Source organism: Streptomyces sp. NPDC048211 (genome assembly GCF_043202315.1).
Lineage (GTDB): Bacteria > Actinomycetota > Actinomycetes > Streptomycetales > Streptomycetaceae > Streptomyces.
In genome coordinates this window covers 237,091-257,840 of sequence record NZ_JBIDAD010000009.1, presented here as the reverse complement: position 1 = coordinate 257,840, position 20,750 = coordinate 237,091, and the positions used below count along the sequence as shown (strand labels likewise).

General features: G+C 72.2%; 16 protein-coding genes and 1 pseudogene. 7 read left to right on the top strand and 10 right to left on the bottom strand.

Translation table 11 applies throughout. The features are described from left to right. Positions 1–66: 66 nt before the first annotated feature. Both ACGFZA_RS29860 and ACGFZA_RS29855 read left to right on the top strand, forming a co-directional pair. Positions 67–1,233, top strand: coding sequence for an exonuclease SbcCD subunit D (locus ACGFZA_RS29860; RefSeq protein ID WP_393683156.1), 1,167 nt, complete (start codon positions 67–69; stop codon positions 1,231–1,233). Beyond that, a complete protein-coding gene (locus ACGFZA_RS29855; protein WP_393683154.1) occupies positions 1,230–4,277 on the top strand; it encodes an AAA family ATPase in 3,048 nt (1,015 codons plus the stop codon). The genes ACGFZA_RS29860 and ACGFZA_RS29855 overlap by 4 nt, the downstream gene beginning before the upstream one ends. Here the strand turns inward: ACGFZA_RS29855 and ACGFZA_RS29850 are convergent. Further along, positions 4,267–4,713 carry an Lrp/AsnC family transcriptional regulator gene (locus ACGFZA_RS29850; protein WP_385277040.1) on the bottom strand — a complete coding sequence of 149 codons (447 nt, stop codon included), beginning with the start codon at positions 4,711–4,713 and terminating at the stop codon, positions 4,267–4,269. The genes ACGFZA_RS29855 and ACGFZA_RS29850 overlap by 11 nt on opposite strands. Before the next feature lie 92 nt (positions 4,714–4,805). Here ACGFZA_RS29850 and ACGFZA_RS29845 point away from each other — a divergent pair, with 92 nt between their 5' ends. Next, positions 4,806–5,312 carry a rhodanese-like domain-containing protein gene (locus tag ACGFZA_RS29845; protein WP_385277042.1) on the top strand — a complete coding sequence of 169 codons (507 nt, stop codon included), beginning with the start codon at positions 4,806–4,808 and terminating at the stop codon, positions 5,310–5,312. A gap of 52 nt (positions 5,313–5,364) precedes the next feature. On the opposite strand, the gene ACGFZA_RS29840 is transcribed toward ACGFZA_RS29845, so the two are convergent. Both ACGFZA_RS29840 and ACGFZA_RS29835 read right to left on the bottom strand, forming a co-directional pair. Next, on the bottom strand, positions 5,365–7,050 hold the full coding sequence (locus tag ACGFZA_RS29840) for a DUF885 domain-containing protein (protein WP_385277044.1): 1,686 nt from the start codon (positions 7,048–7,050) through the stop codon (positions 5,365–5,367). Between the two features lie 35 nt (positions 7,051–7,085). Next, positions 7,086–7,607 (bottom strand): Lrp/AsnC family transcriptional regulator, encoded by a 522-nt coding sequence (locus ACGFZA_RS29835; RefSeq protein WP_385277046.1) that lies wholly within the window; start codon positions 7,605–7,607, stop codon positions 7,086–7,088. Positions 7,608–7,666: 59 nt separating this feature from the next. Here ACGFZA_RS29835 and ACGFZA_RS29830 point away from each other — a divergent pair, with 59 nt between their 5' ends. Then, positions 7,667–8,908, top strand: a complete 1,242-nt coding sequence (locus tag ACGFZA_RS29830; protein ID WP_385277048.1) for a trans-sulfuration enzyme family protein — start codon at positions 7,667–7,669, stop codon at positions 8,906–8,908. On the opposite strand, the gene ACGFZA_RS29825 is transcribed toward ACGFZA_RS29830, so the two are convergent. The 3 genes from ACGFZA_RS29825 to ACGFZA_RS29815 form a co-directional block, all read right to left on the bottom strand. Further along, positions 8,844–10,253 carry a GNAT family N-acetyltransferase gene (locus ACGFZA_RS29825; protein ID WP_393683149.1) on the bottom strand — a complete coding sequence of 470 codons (1,410 nt, stop codon included), beginning with the start codon at positions 10,251–10,253 and terminating at the stop codon, positions 8,844–8,846. The two genes, ACGFZA_RS29830 and ACGFZA_RS29825, sit on opposite strands and share 65 nt — an antisense overlap. Positions 10,254–10,447: 194 nt before the next feature. Next, on the bottom strand, positions 10,448–12,025 hold the full coding sequence (locus ACGFZA_RS29820; RefSeq protein ID WP_393683147.1) for an alkaline phosphatase D family protein: 1,578 nt from the start codon (positions 12,023–12,025) through the stop codon (positions 10,448–10,450). A gap of 128 nt (positions 12,026–12,153) precedes the next feature. After that, complete coding sequence (locus ACGFZA_RS29815; protein ID WP_393683145.1) at positions 12,154–13,611, bottom strand: PLP-dependent aminotransferase family protein; 1,458 nt, start codon at positions 13,609–13,611, stop codon at positions 12,154–12,156. A gap of 47 nt (positions 13,612–13,658) precedes the next feature. On the opposite strand from ACGFZA_RS29815, the pseudogene ACGFZA_RS29810 reads away from it, so the two are divergent. Next, positions 13,659–14,507, top strand: a pseudogene (locus ACGFZA_RS29810) (DMT family transporter); the annotation flags it as partial. 57 nt (positions 14,508–14,564) lie between these two features. Here ACGFZA_RS29810 and ACGFZA_RS29805 read toward each other — a convergent pair. Continuing rightward, a complete protein-coding gene (locus tag ACGFZA_RS29805) occupies positions 14,565–15,398 on the bottom strand; it encodes an alpha/beta fold hydrolase (RefSeq protein WP_385277056.1) in 834 nt (277 codons plus the stop codon). A gap of 153 nt (positions 15,399–15,551) precedes the next feature. Here ACGFZA_RS29805 and sigJ point away from each other — a divergent pair, with 153 nt between their 5' ends. Both sigJ and ACGFZA_RS29795 read left to right on the top strand, forming a co-directional pair. After that, a complete protein-coding gene (gene sigJ / locus ACGFZA_RS29800) occupies positions 15,552–16,427 on the top strand; it encodes an RNA polymerase sigma factor SigJ (RefSeq protein WP_393683143.1) in 876 nt (291 codons plus the stop codon). A 305-nt stretch (positions 16,428–16,732) separates the two neighbouring features. Further along, the gene (locus ACGFZA_RS29795) at positions 16,733–17,500 is read left to right on the top strand and encodes a GntR family transcriptional regulator (RefSeq protein ID WP_385277060.1); all 768 of its coding nucleotides are present in this window, start codon (positions 16,733–16,735) and stop codon (positions 17,498–17,500) included. 45 nt (positions 17,501–17,545) lie between these two features. Here ACGFZA_RS29795 and ACGFZA_RS29790 read toward each other — a convergent pair whose 3' ends face one another. From ACGFZA_RS29790 to ACGFZA_RS29780, 3 genes are all read right to left on the bottom strand, one after another. Next, positions 17,546–18,703 (bottom strand): ROK family protein, encoded by a 1,158-nt coding sequence (locus ACGFZA_RS29790; RefSeq protein ID WP_385277062.1) that lies wholly within the window; start codon positions 18,701–18,703, stop codon positions 17,546–17,548. A gap of 156 nt (positions 18,704–18,859) precedes the next feature. Beyond that, complete coding sequence (locus ACGFZA_RS29785; RefSeq protein WP_385277064.1) at positions 18,860–19,510, bottom strand: response regulator; 651 nt, start codon at positions 19,508–19,510, stop codon at positions 18,860–18,862. A gap of 25 nt (positions 19,511–19,535) precedes the next feature. Beyond that, complete coding sequence (locus ACGFZA_RS29780) at positions 19,536–20,708, bottom strand: sensor histidine kinase (protein ID WP_393683139.1); 1,173 nt, start codon at positions 20,706–20,708, stop codon at positions 19,536–19,538. Positions 20,709–20,750: the final 42 nt, after the last annotated feature.

The following is a 20,750-nucleotide window of genomic DNA, read 5'->3' as shown; positions in this document are numbered from 1 at the left end:
GCACGGTGCACGGCCGGACAGGACCCGGGGGACGAGGAAGCGAAACATGCAGGTCGGAGCCGGCTCTTGAGGATTTTGCACACATCGGACTGGCATCTGGGCCGGTCGTTCCACCGTGTCTCGCTGCACGCGGCACAGGCCGCCTACCTCGACCACCTGGTGGCCACCGTGCGTGAGCACGAGGTCGACGTCGTGCTCGTGGCGGGTGACGTGTACGACAGAGCGGTGCCGCCGCTCTCCGCGGTGGAGCTCTTCGACGACGCGCTGCACCGGCTCGCCGCCGCCGGGGTGCCCACCGTGATGATCTCCGGGAACCACGACTCCGCCCGGCGGCTCGGTGTCGGCGCCGGCCTCATCGGACGGGCCGGTATCCATCTGCGGACCGACCCCGCCCACTGCGCCACCCCCGTCGTGATCCCGGACACGCACGGCGACGTGGCGTTCTACGGCCTCCCCTACCTCGAACCCGCTCTCGTCAAGGACGTGTTCAAGGCGGAGCGTGCCGGGCACGAGGCCGTGCTCACAGCCGCCATGGACCGGGTCCGCGCCGATCTCGCCGAGCGGCCGGACGCCACCCGGTCCGTGGTCCTCGCCCACGCCTTCGTCGCGGGCGGCGAGCCGAGCGACAGCGAACGCGACATCACGGTCGGCGGAGTGGCGGCCGTCCCCGCCGGCGTCTTCGACGGCGTCGACTACGTGGCGCTGGGGCACCTCCACGGCTGCCAGACCGTCGCCGAACGCGTCCGGTACTCCGGTTCCCCGCTCGCGTACTCCTTCTCGGAGGCCGACCACCGCAAGACGATGTGGCTGATCGACCTCGACGCCACGGGCGCGATCGCGGCACAGCGCATCGACTGCCCGGTGCCCCGCCCGCTCGCCCGCCTCCGGGGCCGGCTCGACGCCCTCCTCGACGACCCGGCCCTCGACCGGCACGAACACTCCTGGGTCGAGGCCACCCTCACCGACCCGGTCCGCCCGGCCGAGCCCATGGCCCGGCTCGTCGAGCGCTTCCCGCACACGCTCAGCCTCGTCCTCGAACCGGACCGGGCGCCCGACGACCCGCACACCTCCTACGCCCAGCGGCTGCGGGGACGCGACGACCAGAGCATCGCGGAGGACTTCGTGGCCCACGTCCGCGGCGGATACGGCATCGACGAACACGAGCGGACGGTGCTGCGCAGCGCCTTCGACCACGTACGGGTCGACGACACCGTGCGCGAGGTGAACCGATGAGGCTCCACCGGCTCGGCATCACCGCCTTCGGCCCGTTCGGAACCACCCAGGAGATCGACTTCGACGCGCTCTCCGCGGCCGGGCTCTTCCTGCTGCACGGACCGACCGGCGCAGGCAAGACCTCGGTCCTCGACGCCGTCTGCTACGCCCTGTACGGGGCCGTGCCCGGCGCCCGGCAGAGCCCCGGCACCTCGCTGCGCAGCGACCACGCCCCCGCCGACCTGCCCACCGAGGTCCGGCTCGAACTCACCGTCGGCGGGCACCGCCTGGAGATCACCCGGCGCCCCGCCCAGCCCCGGCCCAAGAAACGGGGCGGCGGCCACACCACGGAGAAGGCGCAGAGCTGGCTGCGCGCGTACGACGCCGAGCAGGGCTGGCGGGCGCTGAGCCGCTCGCACCAAGAGATCGGTGAGGAGGTCACGCAGCTCATCGGGATGAGCCGGGAGCAGTTCTGCCAGGTGGTGCTCCTGCCGCAGGGCGACTTCGCCCGCTTCCTGCGGGCCGACGCGGAAGCCCGCGGCAAGCTGCTCGGCCGGCTCTTCGACACCCGCCGCTTCGCGGCCGTCGAGGAGCGCCTCGCCGATCTCCGCCGGGCCGCCGAGAACCAGGTCAGAGCCGGGGACGAACAGATTCTCGCCCTTGCCCAGCGGATCGCCCAGGCCGCAGGACCGGCAGGGCGCGAATGCCCGATGCCGGCCGTCCAGCCGGGCGAGCCGGGGCTCGCGGACGCCGTACTGGCATGGGCCGCGACGGCCCGCAGCGGCGCCCGGGAGCGGCTCGACATCGCCGCCGAGGTGCTGTCGGCGGCCGAGAGCCGCCACGCGGACGCCAGGTCCGCTCTGGACGCCGAACGGGAACTGGCCGCACTCCAGCAGCGGTACGCCGAGACCCGGCGCCGCGCAGCGGCATCGGAAGCGGGCCGGTCCGGACACGACGACGCCGTGGAACAGCTGTCCCGAGCCCGCAAGGCGGACCGCGTCGCCCCGGCACTGGAACTGCGCGACGAGGCGGAGCGGGCGTACCGGGGCGCGAGCGCGGCCCGCGACCGCTCGCGGTCCCGGCTGCCGGGCAGTCTGGCCGACGCGGGCGCCGAGCAACTGGCCGCCCTGGAGCGCAGACTGCGTGAAGAGCTCGGCGGCCTCGACGCCGCGCGCCGTGCCGAGCGGCGCAGCGCGGAGATCGACAGCGAACGCACCGCGCTGGAGCGGCAGGCGCGGGCCGATGACGAACTGATCCGCGACGCCGAGGGCTGGCTGGCCGGCTGGGAGACCACCCGCGGCGGACTGCACGCCCGTATCGAAGCGGCGCAGGAGGCCGCGACCCGCGCCGAACTGCTGGCGGGGCGGCTGGATCCGGCCCGGCGGCGACGGGACGCGGCCCGCCGCCGCGACGCCCTGGCAGCCGAGTCGTCCTCGGCCGAGGAGCGGCTCGCCGGGGCCCGTGAGCGCGCCCTGGGCACCCGTGAGCACTGGCTCGACCTGCGCGAGCGGCGGCTGCGCGACATCGCGGCCGAACTCGCGCGGGAACTCGTCGAGGGCGAGGCCTGCACGGTCTGCGGCTCCACCGACCACCCGCGGCCGGCCCGCGCCGGGGACGGGCACGTCGACCAGGCGACGGAGGACGCCGCGGAGGCCGCCCACCGGCGTGCCGAGCAGGCGCGCACCGAGGCGGAGCACGCGCTCGGAGCCGTACGCGAACGGTATGCGGCAGCCCGGGCGGAGGCCGTGGAGGGCGCGGAGGCGGCCGGTACCGACCGTGCGGCGGCAGACCCGACGGCCGACGCGCTGGCCGCGCTCGTGGACACCCTGACCCGTGACCACGCGCAGGCGTACCGGACCGCCGCCGGGATGCACGCCGCACGCGAGGCGCTCGCAGCCGCCGAACGCGAGCACGCGCAGCGGGCCGAGGACCGGCAGCACGCCGAACGCCGGGCAGCCGCCCGCACCTCCCGGCGCGAGGGCCTCGACGGTGAACAGGCCGCGCTGGAAGAGGTACTGGCGCAGGCACGCGGCGAGTCGGGCAGCGTCACCGAACACGCCGCACTGCTGCAGAACCGGGTCGCTCTGCTCGTCGAGGCGGCCACCACGGTGCGCGAGGAGGAGGCGGCGGCAGCGCGGCTCAAGGAGGCCGACGACCGGCTCGCGGACGCCGCTTTCCGAGCGGGCTTCGACACCCCGCGGGCCGCGGCGGACACCCTGCTCGCCGACTCCGGACAGCGTGCGCTTCAGCACCGAATCGACGCCTGGCAGGCCGAGGCGGCCGCGGTGGCCGACCGGCTGGCCGAGACCGACGCCCGTGCGGCCGCCAACCGCGCCCCGGCCGGTCCGGACACGGCGCAGCGGGCGTACGACGCCGCCGAGCGGCTGCTGAGGGACGCGTCGGCAGCCCTCGCGGCGGCACGGGAACGCTGCGCCGAGCTCGGCCGGCTCTCCCGCCGCACGGCCGAAGAGGTGCACGGCCTGGGGCCGGTGCGCGAGGAGTTCGAGCGGGTCGCACGGCTCGCCGGGCTCACCGCGGGCACCTCGGCGGACAACGAGCGCAAGATGCGCCTGGAGTCGTACGTGCTCGCGGCCCGCCTCGAACAGGTGGCGGCGGCCGCCACGGCCCGGCTCAGGCGGATGTCGTCGGGCCGCTACCAGCTGGTCCACTCCGACGCCCGGACGGGAGGCCGGCGGGCCGGACTCGGCCTGCACGTCATCGACGCCTGGACGGGGCGCGAACGCGACACGGCCACGCTTTCCGGAGGCGAGACGTTCTTCGCCTCGCTGGCCCTGGCACTGGGCCTCGCCGACGTGGTCACCGACGAGGCGGGCGGCGTACGGCTGGACACCCTCTTCATCGACGAGGGTTTCGGCAGTCTCGACGAGCAGACCCTGGACGAGGTGCTCGACGTGCTGGACTCCCTGCGCGAACGGGACCGCAGCGTCGGCATCGTCAGCCATGTCGGCGATCTGCGCCGCCGTATCCCCGCCCAGCTCGAAGTGGTGAAGGAACGGCACGGATCGGCCGTGCGGCACCGGACGGCGGACGCGATCAGCGACTGACCGCCCGCCTCGGCAGCGGCGAGGAGTAGACGACGCTGGTGGTGACGGAACCGAGGGCGCCGATCTTCCCGGTGACGGCCTCCAGATGCCGCATGGAGCGAGCGGTCACCTTCAGTACGAAGCAGTCGTCGCCGGTGACGTGGTGCGCCTCCACGATCTCCGGCGTCGTGTCGAGCAGGTCGTGGAACGGCTTGTAGTTGCCGTTCGGATACCGCAGCCGTACGAAGGCGAGAATCGGCAGACCGAGGCGTTCCTGGTCCACCACCGCCGCGTAACCGCTGATGATGCCGGCCTCCTCCAGACGCCGCACCCGCTCTGTCACAGCGCTCGACGACATCGCTACGGCCCGCGCGAGCTCGGCGAACGTCGCGCGCCCCTCACGCTGCAGCACATCGAGAATGCGCCAGTCGGTGGCGTCCGGGGAATAGTCGGTCATGTGAAGAGGAAACAGGGATTTCCCCGGCGGAACAAGAGGTGTGCCGGGGATCTCATCTTCCGGCGCACCGTCACCGGTCGTAGATTTCCACCATGACTTCGCAGCCCACCGCCACCGAAACCGCCGTCCCCACTGCCCCGAACCCCGTACTGCGCGTTCCGCCGGCGGCTCCGGCCGCGGCCGCCGCGTACTTCGGCGCCTCGCTCGCCTTCCACGCCGATGTCTCGGACGTCGCCGCCGCACTGGCGGCCGGCGGAGACCCCGGCTTCGTCCTCCTCGACTCCCGCTCCACCGCGTCCTGGGACCAGGGACACGTCCCCGGGGCCGTACACCTGCCGACGGCGCTCATCGCCGAGCAGGCACGGCAGCTCCTCGATCCCGCGGTGCCCGTGGTCACCTACTGCTGGGGCCCCGGCTGCAACGGCGCCACCCGTGCCGCGCTCGCCCTCGCCGAACTCGGCTACCAGGTCAAGGAGATGCTCGGCGGATTCGAGTACTGGGCCCGTGAGGGCTTCGAGTTCGAGACCTGGCAGGGGCGCGAGCGGCGCACCGCCGATCCGCTCACCGCGCCCGACACGTCCGGCGACTGCGGGTGCTGACACCGGCCGGCCGGTCCCGGACACCATGCCCGGGACCGGCCGGCCCGTCCGGTCAGAGCTTCGACAGCTCGTCGACCAGATCGTCGAGACCCAGCGGTCCCTGGGACAGGGCGGCCATGTGCCAGGACTTGAGGTCGAAGGCGTCACCGTGCGCCGCGCGGGCGTTCTCCCGGCCGAGCAGCCACGCACGCTCGCCCAGCTTGTAGCCGATGGCCTGGCCGGGCATCGAGAGGTAGCGGGTCAGCTCGCTCTCCACGAAATCGGCAGGCCGGCCGCTGTGGTTGCCGAAGAACTCCTGGGCCAGCTCGGGCGTCCACCGCTCACCGGGATGGAACGGCGAGTCGGCCGGGATCTCCAGCTCCGCGTGCATGCCGATGTCCACGATCACCCGGCAGGCCCGCATCATCTGGGCGTCCAGATACCCCAGCCGGCGCTCGGCGTCGGGCAGGAAGCCCAGCTCGTCCATCAGGCGCTCCGCGTACAGCGCCCAGCCCTCGGCGTTGGCGCTGACGATGCCGATGGAGGCCTGGTAGCGCGACAGGCTCTCGGCGACATGGGCCCACTGGGCCAGCTGGAGGTGATGGCCGGGCACGCCCTCGTGGTACCAGGTGGAGACCAGGTCGTACACCGGGAACCGGGTCTCGCCCATCGTCGGCAGCCAGGTGCGGCCGGGGCGCGAGAAGTCCTCGGAAGGACCCGTGTAGTACGGCGCCGCGGCGCCGCCGGGCGGAGCGATCCGGGACTCCACCCTGCGTACCCGCTCGGCGAGTTCGAAGTGCGTCCCGTCCAGGGCCTCGATCGCCTCGTCCATCAGGCCCTGCAGCCACGCCTGGACCTCGTCGACCCCCTCGATGTGCTTGCCGTGCACGTCGAGATGGGCCAGCGCCTCCCAGGGACCCGCGCCCGGCAGCACTTTCTCGGCCTCGGACCGCATCTCGGCCAGCAGCCGGTGGTACTCCGACCAGCCGTACGCGTACGCCTCGTCGAGGTCCAGATCGGTGCCGTTGAAGTAGCGCGACCACCGGGCGTACCGCTCACGGCCCACCGTGTCCGGCGCGCCCTCGACCGCGGGGGCGTAGACCTCGCGCATCCAGTCCCGCAGCTCCTCCAGCGCCCGGGTGGCCTGCGCCGCGGCAGCGACCAGTTCGGTGCGCAGGGCATCCGGTCCGGGGGCGGCGAAGTCCTGGAAGAACCCCGTCGTGCCGTCGCCGGTCCACTCGTCGAGCTGGCCGATGAAGGTGGCGGTGGCGCGCGGACCGCCGTACAGCTTCCGCTCCAGGCCGAGCGCGAGGGACTCGCGGTAGCCGGACAGGGCGGCCGGAACCGCCTTGAGCCGCTCCACGACGGCAGCCCAGTCCTCGTCCGTCTCGGTGGGCGTCACCGTGAACACCTCACGGATCGAGTGGGCCGGAGAATGCAGATTGGAAACGGCCCGCAGCGCCTCATCGGCTTCGTGGACGGCGAGTTCGGCCGTCAGACGTTCGCGGAGAAGGCGGCCGCAGCGGCGCTCGGAGTCATCGGCGGCGCCGGGGAGCTGCTCGGCCCGGTCGAGCAGCGCGAGCGTGGTGCGCGCGAGCTCGGCCAGCGCTTCCTGGCCGGCGGGGGAGAAGTCGGGAAGGCGGCGCGAGCTCTCCGCGACACCCAGATAGGTGCCGGAGATCGGGTCGAGTTCGATAAATGCGTCGACGTAGTTGTCGGCGACCTGGCGGGGCAGCGCGCTGCTCGGAGTGTCTGACATGTGGACATCCTCGTACGGGGAGGCCCTCCGCGTCACTATCGATCGGCAGTACGGGCCTGACCCGGACCGTGCTCGGCCGTCCGTGCCGCCGGCGGCAGCAGCGGACCGCATTCCCACTGCTGGAATATCAACCGTGTCTCCACACGGGCCACTTCGCGCCGCGAGGTGAACTCGTCCAGGACCAGGCGCTGGAGATCGGCGGTGTCGGTCACCGCCACATGGACCAGATAGTCGTCCGGACCGGTCAGATGGAACAGCGCACGGGACTCGGGCAGCGTCCTGATCCGGTCGACGAACGGGCCGATGAGCTCCCGGCGGTGCGGCCGGACCTGCACGGAGAGGAACGCCTCAAGACCGCGCCCCATCCTGGCCGGGTCCAGGCGCAGCTGATGACCGAGGATGACACCCGTGCGGCGCAGCCTGGTGACCCGGTCGAGGCAGGTCGACGGCGCGATCCCGACCTCGGCCGCGAGCTCGCGGTACGTGGTCCGGGCATCGTTCTGGAGCAGCCGCAGAATGTGCAGATCCACCGTGTCGAGAGCGACGGAATCGGTCATTCGCCGAACGTAGCACGGGGTATCACGTGACGGACCCGGTGACTGTTCAGAGTGGGGGCATGGACATCCACTCCTCGACGGCGCCCTCGACGACACCCCGGTACCGGGCGCCGGCCACCGAAGCCGTGCATGCCGGACGCGAAGACCTCGCAGCCCTCGGCCTGCACGCCCCGCCGATCGACCTGTCCACCACCTATCCCAGTCACGACTCCAGGGGCGAGGCGGAACGGATCGACGCCTTCGCCGCCACCGGCGCCCGGCTCGACGGTCCCCCGGTCTACGCACGGCTCGACAATCCGACCACCGCCCGTTTCGAGACGGCTCTGGCCCGCCTCGAAGGGACCGCGAGCGCTGTGGCGTTCGCGAGCGGCATGGCCGCACTCACCGCTGTCCTGCTGGCCCGCGCGAGCATGGGGCTGCGCCATGTGGTCGCGGTCCGCCCGCTCTACGGCTGCAGCGACCACCTTCTGGGTGCCGGGCTCCTCGGCACGGAGGTGACCTGGACGGACCCGGCGGGCATCGCCGAGGCGATCCGCCCCGACACGGGACTGGTGATCGTCGAGACGCCCGCCAACCCGACCCTCGCGGAAGTGGACATCCGGGCGGTCGCGCACTCCTGCGGCTCGGTGCCGCTGCTGGTCGACAACACCTTCGCCACTCCCGTACTCCAGCGGCCCGTCGAACACGGGGCGCGGATCGTGCTGCACAGCGCGACGAAGTACCTGGGGGGCCACGGGGACGTGATGGGCGGAGTCGTCGCCTGCGACGAGGAGTTCGCCGCCCGGCTGCGCCAAGTGCGCTTCGCGACCGGCGGGGTGCTTCACCCGATGGCGGGATACCTGCTGTTGCGCGGTCTGGCCACGCTGCCGGTGCGCGTGCGGGCGGCGTCGGCGAACGCCGCCGAGCTTGCCCGCCGGCTGTCCGCCGACCCGCGGATCGCCCGTGTGCACTACCCGGAGCTGGGTGGCGCGATGGTCTCCTTCGAGGTGTACGGGGACCCGCACGGGGTGATCGCCGCGGTCCGGCTGATCACCCCCGCGGTGAGTCTCGGCAGTGTCGACACCCTGATCCAGCACCCGGCCTCCATCAGCCACCGCATTGTGGATGAAGGAGACCGTCAGTCCTCGGGGGTCGGCGATCGGCTGCTGCGCATGTCGGTCGGGCTGGAGGACGTGGAGGACCTGTGGGCCGACCTGTGCCAGGCGCTGAGCGGCGAGCAGCCCGCGCGTCAGGCGGTCAGCGCTCCGCCTGCTCGTACGGCGGCAGGGGCAGGACCGGTGTCGCGCCCAGCCGGGCGGTGATCACGAGCGTTCCCTCCTCGATCTGGTAGTCGAGGGGCAGCGAGAGCGCGCGCATGGCGGCGACCATGCCGGTGTTCGACGCCTGGGTGACGGCGTAGACGCTCTCGCAGCCCGCCTCGACGGCGAGCGCCACCAGGCGGCCCAGCAGCTCGGAGCCGATGCCGCGGCGCTGCCAGTCGTCCTCGACGAGCAGGGCGACCTCCGTCTCGTCCCCGTCCCACAGGAGATGGCCGAGGGCCACCGTGCGGCCGGATGCCGTCTGTACGGCGAGGGTGCGCCCGAAGCGCGGGCTCAGCAGGTGGTCGAGATAGCGGTCGGCGTCCCGGACCGGTCCGTGGTAGCGCAGTCGCAGGGTCTGTTCCGAGCAGCGGTCGTGCATGGCCCTGGCCGCTTCGAGGTCGTCGCGGTCCGCCCGGCGCACCGTGATCGCGTTGCCCTCGGGCAGGGTGAGTACGTGCTCGCTGCGGGGGACGCGGGGGCCGAGCCGGGCATCGAGCTCGACGAGGGCCCGCGCGCGGGCGAACTCCGTGGGCGTGAAGGGGAGATAAGGGCGCTCGACGGTGATGACACCGCCCGACGGATCGCGCAGCCGCATCACCGTCTCCTCCAGCACGCCCTCCACGGGTGCGCTGTCCCCGGTGGCGCGTCCGGTGATCGAGACGGCGGGCAGCGAGTGGATGGTGCACCGGCCGAGCAGTTGGCGCAGTGCGAGGGGGAGTTCCGCGGCGTCCAGGGCGGTGCGGGTCGCGAGGCCGAGCACCCGGGTCGGCGCGTCCACCAGATCGTGGGCGTCGGCGCGCTCGATCCAGGTGGAGCTGCCGCCGGCTTCGGAGATCGCGCGGGTCAGCTGCGGGGCCGGCAGGGTGGCGGGGGCGCGCAGCAGGAACTCGTCGACCGTGCCGTCGGCCAGCGGATGGGTCTGAAGGGTCAGGATGTCGATCCGGTGGCCGGCCAGCACGATGCAGAGCGCTGCCAGGCTGCCGGGGGCGTCCCGGACCGTCGTACGCATCCGCCACAGCACCGACTCGGGGGCTGCGGCGTCCGGCGACGGGGCGCCGGACGCGCCGGCCGTCCGCATGCCCGCGGCATCCGTGCCGGCCGTCGCGTCGGCGTCCGGGGGTGGGGCGTGGCTGTGACGCCGTGCCCACCAGGTGTGGAACCCGGCGGTGGCGGTCAGCGCCACGGCCGAGGCGATGAGCAGATACGGTCCGTCCGGCTGGTGTCCGATCAGGTTCGCGATCGCGTCGGCGACGGCGACGGCGGTGAACAGGGCGGCGAGTTCGATGAGGTCCCGCCGCCAGTGGTGGGGGCGGCGGGCACTCTTCGCGGAGGTCACATCAGTCATGACACCACTGTGACCGAGTGGTGTTGCCTGATCGCGAACACCTTGTGACCGATGGGTTAAGTATGGATCTAGTCAGCTATCGTCTGTTTTTGGCCGGTTGGCCCATCGATTCCGAGTGAGGTGCGGTACGGAGGGACTCAACGCCGAGGCCCGAGCTTCCCCCGGCCCGCTGCCCTCGGGCCGAGCCGCCCGGCTCACTGCCCCACGCGCCCCGGCTGGAGCACCTTGCTGAACAGGACGGAACCGCCCTGTGCGCGAAGGCGCACGGTCAACTCGCCGCTTTCACCGTCGATCTCCACCTCACCGAAGAGCGAAGGCGTCTCCATCGGCGAGACGTTCGCCCGGTCGGGAGCCTGCACGAACACCTGGTCGGGGCCGAACGTGCCGTCGAGCGCGTTGGACGGGAACTGGCCGGCCGCCAGCGGCCCCGTGACGAACTCCCAGAAGGGGGCGAAGTCCTTGAAGGCCGCGCGCTCGGGCGCGTAGTGCTGGGCCGAGGTGTAGTGCACGTCCGCCGTCAGCCACACGGTGCCGGTGATCCGGCGGTGCTTGATGAACCGCAGCAGTTCGGCGATCTGCAGTTCGCGGCCGAGCGGAGCTCCGGGATCGCCCTGCGCCACGGCCTCGAAGTCCGTGGCACCGTCGGCGACGACCAGTCCGAGCGGCATGTCCGCGGCGATCACCTTCCAGACCGCCCGGGACTTCGACAGTTCCCGCTCGAGCCAGGACAACTGCTCGGCGCCGAGGATTCCGTCGGTGTCGTCGGCCTGCCTGCCCGGTGAGTTGGCGTTGCGGAAGGTCCGCATGTCCAGCACGAACAGGTCGAGAAGCGGCCCGTGCGGCACGACCCGGTGAACCCTCCGCCCGCCCGTGCCGTGCAGCGTCGACACCGGGAAGTACTCACGGAAAGCCTGCATCGAACGCTCGGCCAGGACGTCCACGTTCTTCTCGGTGTACCGGACGTCGTCGAGGATCTGGCCGGGATACCAGTTGTTGCGCACCTCGTGGTCGTCCCACTGAATCACCGAGGGAACCTGCGCGTTAAAGCTGCGGAGGTTGTCGTCCAGCAGGTTGTACCGGAAGTTCCCCCGGTACTCGGCGAGAGTCTCCGCGACCTTCGCCTTCTCCTCGGTGGTGACGTTGTGCCAGACGCGCCCGTCGGGCAGCGTCACACTCGGCTCGATCACCCCGTCCGCGTAGATGTTGTCCCCACTGCAGAGGAAGAAGTCGGGGTCGAGTCGGCGCATCTCGTCGTACACCTGGTAGCCCCCGATGTCCGGGTTGATGCCCCACCCCTGGCCCGCGATGTCGCCGGACCAGAGGAAACGCACACCGTCCCGCCGACGTGCGGGCGCGGTCCGGAAGGTGCCGTACACCGGTTCGCCGGCGCGACGGGGATCGTCCGGAGCGGCGAGCGTCACCCGGTAGTGCACCTGCTCGCCGGCCGGCAGCCCGTACAGCGGCGTCGTCCCGGTGAAGTCCGTGCCGGGACCCAGCAGGGGGCCGTGCCAGGTGCGGGCGCGCCGGAACGACTCCGTCGCCGACGTCTCCACGACCATCCGGGCCGGCCGGTCGGAGCGCACCCAGACCAGCGCGGAGGAGGACGTGACATCACCCACCTGCACACCCCAGGCCGCGTCCGGGCGGCCGGACCGTGCGAAGGCCGGGGCCGCCGCGCCCGCCACGGGGAGTGCGAGAGCGGCCGATGCGGCCAAAGAACCGCGCAGCACGGTACGTCGGTCGGGGGACGGGAATCGCGGACGGGACGGCATCGAAGGGCCTCCGGGGCAGCGGATCGGACGCACGGACTGGTGAACGAGGGGGCCCACCCTCGCGTCCGCCGGAGTCGTGCACACCAACGCGAGGTGAATACCCGTCCCCCGCCGGTTGTGCCGTTCGCTCAGCGGGCTCCCCGACAGGCCGCGGCCAGCCGCCGCACGCCGTGCGCGATGTCCGCCGGTGACAGGTGCGCGTAACCGAGCACCAGGCCGACGGATCCGTCGTCGGTCCGCGGCGTACCGCAGTCGCTCAGCGGGCGCAGAGCGATCCGGTACTCCTCGGCGCGGGCCATGAACTCCGCCTCCGGACCGTACTGTTCGGGCAGCCGGGCGATGATGTGAAGCCCTGCGGCGATTCCACTGACCTCGGTGCCCGGGAAGTGCTCGGCCAGCGCCGCCATCAGTACGTCACGGCGTTCCCGGTATGCCCGCTGGCAACGGCGCAGCTGGCGGTCGTAGCCGCCCCGGGTGATGAAGTCCGCGAGCACCGCCTGGTCGACGGCGGGGTTGCCCAGGTCCATCGTCCGCTTGCGGTCGGTCAGCTCGTCCGTCATCGACGCCGGTGCCAGCAGCCAGCCGAGCCGGAGCCCGGGTGCAAGCGACTTGCTCACCGAGCCGGTGTACGCGACGTGCTCGGGGTCGAGTCCCTGCAGGGCGCCCACGGGCGCGCGGTCGTAGCGGAAATCGCCGTCGTAGTCGTCCTCCACGATCAGCCCGTCGCACTCCCTCGCCCAGTCGAGCAGCCGGCTGCGGCGAGCGGCGGAGTACGCGATGCCGGTGGGGAACTGGTGGGCCGGAGTCGTGACTACGGCGCGTACGCCGGAGCTGATGAGAGGGCCGGCCTCCAGCCCTTCGTCATCGAGCGGCAGCCGTGCCGTGGCGAGGCCCGCCGACGCGAACAGCGAGGCGTGCTCGGGGCTTCCGGGATCCTCGACGCCGACGGTGCGCAGTCCGCGGCCGCGCAGGACGAATCCGAGCAGGGTCGTGGCCTGGGCGACACCCGAACAGACCAGCAGTCGCTCCGGATCGGCGACCACGCCGCGGCGCCTCGTCAGCAGTGCGGCCAGGGCGTCGCGCAGTTCGGGAAGCCCGCGCGGATCCGGGTATCCCAGGGCGCCGTGCGGCAGCCGGGCGAGAACCGAACGGTACGTGGCGGCCCAGGCGCTGCGGGGGAAGAGCGAGAGGTCCGGAGTACCGGGCCGGAAGTCGATACCGGTGTCCCGGGCGCGCGGAGCGCGATCGCGGGCACCGCCGGCCGCCGCACGTGCCGATCCGCTCACCCATGTCCCGGCCCCGCGCCCACTGCGCAGGTAACTCTCCGCCGTCAGCTGCTCGTAGGCCTCCGTGACCAGGCCGCGTGAGACGCCCAGGTCGGCGGCGAGCGCGCGACTGGACGGCAGCCGGGTTCCCGGCACCAGCCGCCCGGAGCGGACCGCCTCACGCAGGGCCGACTGCAGGGCGCGTCCCCGCCCGCGGGCGGGAGCCGAAGCGGCGGGGAGCAACAACTCCCAGGCAGCCGAAACGGATTCCTGCGCACTGCCACCGCCGGCGGACGTTGAACCGGTCCCCGAAGACGTCATGAAAGTGGACCTTAAACCGGGCCGCCCAGCTGCCTAGCGTCGGTGCCATGAACGTGACCTACTTGCGCGGCGCGCTCCTCGCCGCATTCGCCTGCATCCTCGTGGGTGCCTCCTTCACCGCCAACAGCGTGCTCGGCGAGTATCCCTACGCGGGCGGTCAGGCCCTGCGGTACGGCCTGGCGGGCCTGTTGCTCGTACCCCTGCTGACGCGGTCCGCGGAGCCCCGGCCGGTCGTCGCGCTGAAGGGGCTCACCCGCGGGCAGTGGGGGCGGCTCGCTCTGCTCGCCGCAGTGGGCATGGTCGGCTTCAACCTGGCCGTGCTCGCCGCGGAACGGTCCGCGGAGCCGGCGGTTCCGGGGGTGTTCGTCGGGTGCGCGCCGATCCTCGTGGCTGTGTTCGCACCCCTGCTGGAGGGGCGCCGGCCGGCCCGGGCCGTGCTCTACGCCGCGGTGCTGGTCGCCGCGGGGGCCTTCACCGTCCAGGGCTGGGGGCGTACGGACACGGCCGGCATCGTGTGCTCCGTGGGTGCGCTGGCGGGTGAGGTGGGTTTCGCCGTGCTCGCCGTACCGGTGCTGCGCCGGCTCGGGCCGAGGCTGCTGTCCGCCACGGTGTGCGCGATCGCGGCCGTGGAGTCGGCGCTGCTCGGCTTGGCGGTCGACGGTGCGGGATTCGTGCGGCTTCCCACGCCGGGCGAGGCGGCTGCGCTGCTCTGGCAGGCCGCTGTGGTGACCGTCGTCGGCTTCGTCTGCTGGTACCGGGGCATGCAGCGCATCGGGGCCGAGCGTGCCACTCTCTTCTCGGGGCTGATCCCTGTCTCGGCCGCGCTCACCGCTCCGCTGGTGGGTGCGGGGTCATTCGGTCCCGGCCAGGCCGCGGGCAGCTGTCTGGTCGGGCTCGGCGTGGCGATCGGCTCGGGCGTCCTGCGCCGACGGGGCGGTGAGCGGGCGGTGGACTCAGCGGCTGGTGTCGAGGATCACCCGCGCCACCAGAGCGGGGTCGTCGTTCATCGGGACGTGGCCGCAGCCGGGCAGCCGGACCAGCCGGGCGCCGGGGACGGTGTGCTTGGCCCGGATGCCCTGGCGCCGAAGGAGCAGCCGGTCGTTCCCGCCCCAGGCTATGGTCACCGGCAGCCCCGGCACGTCGTCGGTGAACAGGACGTCCCGCCCGGCGTCCAGCGTCCGGTGGAAACCGCTCGCCCGGCGCAGGGCCAGGGTCTCGGACACGGCGGCCTCCGGTGAACGCCGGCCGGGCCGGGCGTAGATGGTGCTGGTCAGAGCGGTGCGGCCGGCTGCGGACCGGGACAGCCGCTCGATGAGGGGCAACGGCATCGACACCGCTGCCAGCCGCATGGCGCGGAGCGTTCCGAACGCGTACCGGCGCTCGCGCTGCGTCCAGAATCCGGCGGGCGAAAGCGCGGTCACCGAGCGGGCGCGTTTCTCGCGCCCCAGCTCCAGCGCCAGCAGGCCGCCGAGCGAGTTCCCCGCCACGTGGGGGCGGTCCACGCCGATCGCCTCGCAGAAGGCTCCGAGCAGCGGTGCCATGGTGGCCAGGTCGTAGGAGAGGTCGTCGGGCAGCCCGGGGGAGGCGCCGAAACCCGGCAGGTCCAGCGCGATGACCTCGCGTTCCACGGCCAGGACCGGGATCACCGGGTCCCAGGCCTGACGATGGTGGCCGATCCCGTGGAGCAGCAGCAGCGGCTCTCCGGAACCCGAACGTTCGTAGGCGATGGACACGCTCCGCGGTCGTCCTCGGGGTGACTGGACGGTGAACGAGACCGTGGTGGCCATGGAGGGTGCTCCCGGGTGAGGCGACACGTAGGAACCGTGCCTGCAAGCGGCTTAGACATTGCGTCAACAACAATTACCGCCAGGTAGCTTGTAGTTCAAGAGCGCGGTGTCGGGTAACTGGACACCGTCCCTCGGGTCGGCTGGTATGGGCGGGTGGCAACCGAAACCGTGACCGACGTCTTCGAAGAGCACCGTCCCGTACTCGTCGGGGTCGCCTATCGCATGCTCGCCCGGATCGCCGACGCCGAGGATGTGGTCCAGGAGGCATGGCTCCGCTGGTCGGCCGCTTCACGGGAGGACGTACGGGAACCGCGCGCCTTCCTCGTCGCGATCGTCACCCGCCTCGCCATCGACCGGCTGCGTCAGCTCGGTACGCGCCGCGAGGCGTACGTCGGACCGTGGCTGCCGGAACCTCTGGTCACCGACTTCGGGCCGACCGTGCCCGATACGGCGGAGCGCGCCGTGCTCGCCGATTCCGTGTCCGTCGCCGTCCTCGTCGTGCTCGAGTCGTTGTCCCCGCTGGAGCGCGCCGTCTTCGTCCTGCGCGAGGCCTTCGGGTTTCCCTACGCGGAGATCGCGGCGACGCTCGACAGGACCGAGGCGGCCGTACGCCAGCTCGCAGGGCGTGCCCGCCGGCACGTGGAGGAACGCAAGCCGCGCTACGACGTCGATCCCGCTCAGCGCCGCGACCTCACGGAACGCTTCCTGGCCGCGGCCGCCGGCGGTGACATCGCCGCGCTGCTCGCGCTGCTCGCACCGGACGTGCGACTCGTCGGCGACAGCGGCGGAAAGTCGAAGGGGCCCCTGCGGATCCTGCGGAGCGCGGACAAGGTCGGCAGGTTCCTCTTCGCCGTCGCCGGCCAGATCCCCGACCTGACGACCCGCTTCCTGGAGCTGAACGGCGGTCCGGGGGTGCTGGTGCTCTCCGGCGGTCGGCCCGACTCCACCGTCCAGGTGGACATACGGGGTGGAGTAATTCAATGCGTCTATATCGTCCGCAACCCTGACAAGCTGGCCGCATTCGCCTGAGAGTAGATCACCGGAGCCGATTGTTCACTTCCCGGAGTCGGCTCCGGGCTGTTCGGGCCGGGAAGTTGCCCGACCGACTGCCGAAGCCCCACGGACCCGCTCGGACGTGGGGCTTTGCGCTGCGCGCGGCCGTCCTTCCGCGAACGTCCTGTGAACGCTGCACGGCAGATCGCCGCTTCGCGGCCCCTCGGCGCGAGGATTGGTCTTGACCAAGGGGGTGCGCCGTCCTATGGTCTCAACGTTAAGACAGGAACCTTTAATAAATAACGTCGCGGAAAAGCCGCTGGGCGATTGCGGAGGACAGGGTGGGGACCACGCAGCTGGAAACGGTGCAGGAGCCGAAGTACTGGCACCTCAAGACCGTGCTCAGTGAGGCACTCGACTCGGACTTTGCGGTGGGGGAGATCCTCCCCAACGAGCGCGAGCTCGCCGCCCGGTTCGGCGTCGCCCGGGCCACGCTCCGGCAGGCTCTGGAGCAGCTCGAACTCGAAGGCAGACTGCAGCGCCGCCGCGGAGTGGGTACCACCGTCGCCCCGCCGCGTGTGGGCGTCGCCGTCTCCACGGCTCAGCACGACTGGACCGGAGGCGGTGCGGGCGAGGCGTGGCAGCCGGTCGACTGCCGGACGGCAGCCGCGCCCGCCGCCGTGTCCGGCATGCTCGACGTGGCAGGCGACGAGCCCGTCCACATCGTGCGCAGGATCCGCCTCACCCACGGACAGGCGGTCGCGGCGGAACTGCTGTACGTACCGGCGGCCTCCGTCCCCGATCTCTCGGCCATAGAAGCCCCGTCCGGCCCGGCCAGGGCCCGCAGCGTCGTACGTGAACTTCACCGGCTCGGCCTCGACGGACAGGACCGGTCCGTGGAGCTCGGCTCGGCCCGCGCGGACGACGCCAAGGAGCTCGACCGGCTCCCCGGCGCCCCCGTCCTCGTCGTGACGACCCGCTACCTCGCGGCCGGCGGCACGGCAGCCGTCTCCGTCGCCACGTACCGGGCCGACACCTGCCGGCTGACCTTCGGCGACTCGGGCGACCTGGAGATCAGCCACCACGACCAGACCCGCCAGGCATCCTGAAGGATCACCGCCCGCCCAGGGCGCGCACCGTACGGCCCGTCGCACTCAGCGGCGGGCCGTCACCGTTCCCTCTACGGCGAAGAGCTGCTCCTCGACGTGGTCCAGCGCCAGCCGCAGCGCGCCCGTGGCCACGGCGGCCTCGCCGAGCAGGGACAGCGTCACCCGAGGGGGCCGCAGGCAGTACCGCGCCAGCTCACCGCGGAGAGGATCCAGCACCCCGTCCAGCCCGGCGGCCCAGCCGCCGATGACGACCAGCTCCGGATCGAGCGCCAGGACCAGCGCCGCCACGTCATGGACCAGGCGCTGGATGAATCGCTCGACGGCGGCCTGCGCCTGCTCGTCGCCGTGCCGAGCCTTGGCGAACACCGCGGCGACAGCGTGCTCGTCCAGCGGGTCCAGTGGGGTGTCCGTCGTCGACAGCAGTCGCTCCGGCGTGACGTCACGGCCAAGGAGGTGAAGCGCACCGATCTCGCCCGCCGCCCCGCCGAAACCCCGGTGCAGCCGTCCGCCGATCAGGGAGCCCGCCCCCGGGCTCAGACCCGCCAGGACGAACACGATGTCGTCGGACTCCGTGGCCGCGCCCTTCCAGTGCTCCGCGACGGCCGCCGCGTTCGCATCGTTCTCCACGAGGACGGGACAGCGGAACGAGCGCCTCAGGCGCTCGCCGAGCGCAAGGCCGGTCCAGTCCGGGAGAGCGGTGCCCAGCCGGACGGTGCCGTCGGCCTCCACGATGCCGGGGCTGCCCACGCCGACCGCGCGCAGGCTGCTGCGAGCCACGCCCGTGCGCCGAAGGACGTCGGCGACGACGGTCCGCACCCTGTCGAGGCGGTCGTCCGCGCAGGCCGTCTCCGAAACCTCACGAGAACCGGCGCCGATGATCCGCCCGTCCAGCCCGGACAACAACGCCGAGACCCGGTGCGGGCCGATCTCGATGCCCAGCAGATGCCCCGCCTCGGCCCGGAACCGGAACCGGCGCGCGGGGCGTCCCTGGCGTCGCGCCTCGGCACCGTCGGGGGCCGACTCGACGACCAGCCCGGCCTCGAAAAGTCCCTCCATGACGCCCTCGACCGTGGGCCGGGACAGGCCCGTGATCCGCGTCAGGTCGGTGAGCGTCGGTGACACCGCCCCTCGCAGGGCGTGCAGAACCACCGCGGAATTGATCCGACGCAGCAACGACGGGTCCCCACCGGTCAGCCGGCCCACGGTGTGTCCTCCCAGCTCGTGCGCATGTCAGGCGGATGGTACTCGCTGCTCAGAGACGGGGCGAGCGTGGGCGGCAAGTCGCCGGACTTGGGTGGCAGCGCCGCCGCGCCCCTGGGCGGCGAGACCGCCGAACCCCTGGGTGGCAGGGGCGCCCGATCAGCTCGGAGCGACGAATCCGGACTCGTAGGCGGCGATGACCGCCTGGGTGCGGTCCCGCGCCCCCAACTTCGCGAGAACGGCGCTGACATGCGTCTTGACCGTTTCGACGCCCACCACGAGTCGGGCGGCGATCTCGGCATTGGACAGGCCCCGGGCCATCAGCCGCAGCACGGCCGCTTCACGCTCGGTGAGCGACGCCTTTTCCATGGCCTCCCGAGCCTTGTTCGTGCCGTACTCGGCGGCGAGCTGACGGACCGCCGCCGGGAACAGCAGGGACTCGCCCTCTGCCACCAGACGCACCGCGTGCACGATCTCGGCCGGCCGGGCCCGCTTGAGGAGGAAGCCGTCGGCGCCCGCACGCAGTGCCTCGTAGACGTACTCATCGTTCTCGAACGTCGTCACCACGAGGATCTTCGGTGGATCGGGCACCGTGCGCAGCACCACCCGAGTCGCCTCGATGCCGTCCATCAGCGGCATGCGGACGTCCATGGCAACCACGTCGGGACGCAGTTGACGCACCAACGGGATCACCGCGGCGCCGTCACCCGCCTCTCCCACCACCTCGATGTCGGGCTGGGCCTCCAGCACAGCGCGCAGTCCCGCGCGGACCAGGGGTTCGTCGTCGACCAGAAGAACGGTAACCGGCATTCGGCCAGCGTATGCGGTGCGCCAGTCAGCGTATGCGGTGCAGAGGAAGGCTCGCGTGCACCATCCATTCCCCCTTGTACGGTCCCGTCCTGGCGCTGCCGCCCAGCAGTGCGGCTCTCTCCCTGATGCCCCTCAGCCCGCTTCCACCCCCAGGGGCAGCGGTCGAACCCACGAGCGGATTTGTCACCTCCAGGTCAAGGCGGCCGTCGGCGACGGTGATGCGGACGCGGACGTCAACCGATCCGGAATGACGCAGGACATTGGTGAGGGCCTCCTGGAGGATGCGGTACCCCTCGCGGGACACCGGCGCCGGTACCTGCTCCAGAGGGCCGGACACATCCGCATCGACCTTTGCCCCGGAACCGCGTGCGGAGTCCAGCAGACGGTTCGCCTCGCTCAGCGACGGACGCTGCCCCGACGGCGTGCCCGATTCGCGCAGAACTCTCAGCACCCGCTCCAGGTCGTCGAGCGCGTCACGGCCCGTCTCCTCGATCGCCGCCAGAGCCCGCTCGGTGAACGCCGGGTCCCGCGCCGCCCGAGCCGCCCCCGCCTGAACCACCGCGACCGTCAGAGCGTGCCCGATCGAATCGTGCAGCTCGCGCGCGATCCGGTTGCGCTCCAGCAACTGCTCCGTCCGCTCCTCCAACGCGGTCATCCGCTGTTTCGGGGTAGGTCCGAGCAGCCACCGGGCGGCAGCGGTGATCAGCTCTCCGCAGCCCACGACCACGGCGATCAGCATCACCAGAGGCACCGGGGCGAGCACGGCCGCCCACCAATGGGTCCCCAGCCCGGCCGCGAACCATTCGTCGCTCGGCGTCGATCCGACCGCGGACCTGACGAGATCGACTGTGGTGGCCGACAGCCACACCGTCGCCGTGCCGGCCAGCCCGGCGCACACCAGCCGGACCTCCAGCCAGAGCGCGGTCCGCCACCGCTCGGACCACGACCTGGAGGGAGCCGCCGAGATGGTTGCCTCGGGGTCGCCCCGCTCCTCGGGCGTGAGCAGCAGCTGTGCCTGGATCCCCTCGGCGAGACGCATCCCGGGAATCAGTCCCACCAAGGCCGCGAGTACGACCGGCACCCAGGGCGTGTCCATCGAGATGAACAGCCACACACTTACCGCGGCTGCGGGCATGAGCAGATGCAGCCACCGGGTGTAGGTGACCGGCGCGGTCAACGGGCGGAGGAAGCTGTACATGCCGTCATCGTGCCAGCGTGCTCGGCGGGACGGCTCCCCCGA